Origin of the sequence: Alicyclobacillus vulcanalis, assembly GCF_900156755.1 — a bacterium.
GTDB lineage: Bacteria > Bacillota > Bacilli > Alicyclobacillales > Alicyclobacillaceae > Alicyclobacillus > Alicyclobacillus vulcanalis.
The window spans coordinates 1700-4752 of record NZ_FTOO01000020.1; the positions used below are offsets into that span (position 1 = coordinate 1700).

Below are 3053 nucleotides of genomic sequence, written 5' to 3' on the forward strand. Positions count from 1 at the left end.
AGGTGGTGGGGTGTGTTTAGTTTTGAGGGAGCGGAAGCTCTCTCGAGGACCTTGGCAAGTGCATAGGGAGCAGGCAAGGTGAAGCTAGGAAGGGCACACGGTGGATGCCTAGGCGCCAAGAGCCGAAGAAGGACGGGGCGAACGCCGAAACGCCACGGGGAGCCGTAAGCGGGCTGGGATCCGTGGATGTCCGAATGGGGGAACCCGCTGGTGGGAAGCGCCAGCAGCTTGAGGTCGAAAGGCCTTGAGCGGGGAACCGGGGGAAGTGAAACATCTCAGTACCCCGAGGAAGAGAAAGCAAACGCGATTCCGTGAGTAGTGGCGAGCGAAAGCGGAGGAGCCTAAACCGTATGCGTGGGAGAGGCTGCAGCCGATGCGCATGCGGGGTAGAGGGGCTGTTTGCGGCGAGCTGCAGGGTAGCCAGCCCGAGTGGGTGTGTAGGAGAACGGTCTGGGAAGGCCGGCCAGAGACGGTGAGAGCCCGGTATCCGAAACACACGCATGAGGGTGGAAACAGACCCCGAGTACTGCGGGACACGAGGAACCCCGCAGGAATCAGGGAGGACCACCTCCTAAGGCTAAATACTCCTTGGCGACCGATAGTGAACGAGTACCGTGAGGGAAAGGTGAAAAGGACCGCGGGAGCGGAGTGAAAGAGCACCTGAAACCGTGTGCCTACAAGCAGTCGGAGCGCGAGAAAGCGTGACGGCGTGCCTTTTGTAGAATGAACCGGCGAGTGATGTGGGCCAGCGAGGTGAAGGCGAAGGAGCCAGAGCCGAAGCGAAAGCGAGTCTGAAGAGGGCGCGAGTTGGTCCGCATCGACCCGAAACCGGGTGATCTACCCCTGGTCAGGGTGAAGTGCGGGTAACACCGCATGGAGGCCCGAACCCACTGGCGTTGAAAAGCCAGGGGATGAACTGGGGGTAGGGGTGAAATGCCAATCGAACCCGGTGATAGCTGGTTCTCCCCGAAATAGCTTGAGGGCTAGCGTCAGGGGATGAGTTGTGGAGGTAGAGCACTGATGGGGTGCGGGGCCCGCGAGGGCTACCAAGCTTCGTCAAACTGCGAATGCCACAATGTCGAGGAACCTGGCAGTGAGACTGCGAGCGATAAGGTCCGTAGTCGAGAGGGAAACAGCCCAGACCCTCAGCTAAGGTCCCAAAGTACCGGTTGAGTGGGAAACGATGTGGCGCTGCGAAGACAACCAGGATGTTGGCTTAGAAGCAGCCATCATTGAAAGAGTGCGTAATAGCTCACTGGTCGAGTGGCGCTGCGCGGAAAATGGAACGGGGCTAAACCGGACACCGAAGCTAGGGATGGCGACATGGTAGGGGAGCGTTCCATGTGCGGCGAAGCTGAGCTGGGAGGCTTGGTGGAGCGCATGGAAGTGAGAATGCCGGTATGAGTAGCGAAAAGAGGGGTGAGAATCCCCTCCGCCGAAAGCCCAAGGGTTCCTGGGGAAGGCTCGTCCGCCCAGGGTCAGTCGGGACCTAAGGCGAGGCCGAAAGGCGTAGTCGAAGGAGAACAGGTTGAAATTCCTGTACCACCGTAGGCGTTGGAGCGACGGGGTGACGCAGGAGGACGAGGGAAGCGGCCGGATGGAAGGGGCCGTCCAAGCAGCGAGCGTGGGGTGTAGTGAAATGCGCACCCTGGGAAGCGTGAGCTGTGATGGGGAGGGAAGGACAGTACCGAAGTCCCGACGTTCACACTGCCGAGAAAAGCCTCTAGCGAGCTGAAGGTGCCCGTACCGGAAACCGACACAGGTGGGCGCGTGGAGAACACGAAGGCGCGCGGGAGAACTCTCGTTAAGGAACTCGGCAAAATGGCCCCGTAACTTCGGGAGAAGGGGCGCTCTTTCTGGTGAAAGAGCCGCAGTGAAAAGGCCCAAGCGACTGTTTAGCAAAAACACAGGTCTCTGCGAAGCCGAAAGGCGAAGTATAGGGGCTGACGCCTGCCCGGTGCTGGAAGGTTAAGAGGAGGGCTTAGGGGGAGACCCCGAAGGTCCGAATCGAAGCCCCAGTAAACGGCGGCCGTAACTATAACGGTCCTAAGGTAGCGAAATTCCTTGTCGGGTAAGTTCCGACCCGCACGAAAGGCGTAACGACTTGGGCGCTGTCTCAACGAGAGACCCGGTGAAATTGTAGTACCTGTGAAGATGCAGGTTACCCGCGGTTAGACGGAAAGACCCCGTGGAGCTTGACTGTAGCCTGATATGGGACAACGGTGTTTCATGTACAGGATAGGTGGGAGACGGAGAAGCTTGGGCGCCAGCCTGAGTGGAGTCGGCGTTGGGATACCACCCTTGGGACACGGTTGTTCTAACCGGCCTTGTGAGGACGCGAGGCGGGACAGTGTCAGGTGGACAGTTTGACTGGGGCGGTCGCCTCCTAAAGGGTAACGGAGGCGCCCAAAGGTTCCCTCAGCGCGGATGGAAATCGCGCGGAGCGTGCAAAGGCAGAAGGGAGCTTGACTGCGAGACGGACAGGTCGAGCAGGGACGAAAGTCGGGCTTAGTGACCCGGTGGTTCCGAGTGGAAGGGCCATCGCTCAACGGATAAAAGCTACCCCGGGGATAACAGGCTGATCTCCCCCAAGAGTTCACATCGACGGGGAGGTTTGGCACCTCGATGTCGGCTCATCGCATCCTGGGGCTGAAGTCGGTCCCAAGGGTTGGGCTGTTCGCCCATTAAAGCGGTACGCGAGCTGGGTTCAGAACGTCGTGAGACAGTTCGGTCCCTATCTGCCGCGGGCGTAGGATACGTGAGAGGGGTTGTCCCTAGTACGAGAGGACCGGGATGAACCGACCGCTGGTGTACCAGTTGTCTCGCCAGGGGCAGCGCTGGGTAGCCAAGTCGGGAAGGGATAAGCGCTGAAAGCATCTAAGCGCGAAGCCCGCCTCGAGATGACGTATCCCATTCCGTGAAGGAAGTAAGACCCCTCGAAGACGACGAGGTGGATCGGTCTGGCGTGGAAGCGCAGTGATGCGTGGAGCGGACAGATACGAATCGGTCGAGGGCTTCACCTGAAAGGCTCCCTATGCACGAAGGCAAGGGCC

At 59.7% G+C, this 3053-nt stretch carries 1 rRNA gene; it reads left to right on the plus strand.

The features are described from left to right. Nucleotides 1-77: 77 nt before the first annotated feature. Nucleotides 78-3023: ribosomal RNA gene (locus BW934_RS14405) — 23S ribosomal RNA — on the plus strand. Nucleotides 3024-3053: the final 30 nt, after the last annotated feature.